Source organism: Arthrobacter sp. Y3224198, assembly GCF_059090025.1.
The window spans coordinates 1-527 of sequence record NZ_JBNHFG010000073.1; the positions used below are offsets into that span (position 1 = coordinate 1).

General features: G+C 56.7%; 1 rRNA gene. It reads right to left on the bottom strand.

Annotated elements, in window-relative coordinates:
- Positions 1-448: 448 nt before the first annotated feature.
- A 16S ribosomal RNA gene (locus tag AC5RUF_RS16345) occupies positions 449-527 on the bottom strand; the annotation flags it as partial.

Below are 527 nucleotides of genomic sequence, written 5' to 3' on the forward strand. Positions count from 1 at the left end.
AAAAACCGGTCACCAGGTTTATCTGAAATTGCACTTAATAATTTTTAAGATGCTCGCGTCCACTATGTAGTTCTCAAACAACAACCCCGTCACACCCCTCCACACCCGCACACCCCCCAAAGGGATCCGCACGATGCTTCCGGCCTGCGCAGGAACAAACAGAAACAAACCACAACCACACACAGGAAGCCGAAGCCACCCCCGCGCGGTCCTGTTGTCTCAGGACCCAACAGTGTGCCAAACGGTCAACCAGCCTCTCCTCCCGGACCCGCTTTCCCGAACCCCTAAGGGAACGTACTCACGGGCACCAGGCATCAAGCCGGCGCCTATCCATTGATATTCCACCCTTGAGCACCCACCGGAGAACATATGTCTCCGATATGGGCATCTCCTGCAGGACACATCCCCCGCACTGTGGCGGGATCGGTGCACCTGAGGTGCTCCTTAGAAAGGAGGTGATCCAGCCGCACCTTCCGGTACGGCTACCTTGTTACGACTTAGTCCCAATCGCCGGTCCCACCTTCGAC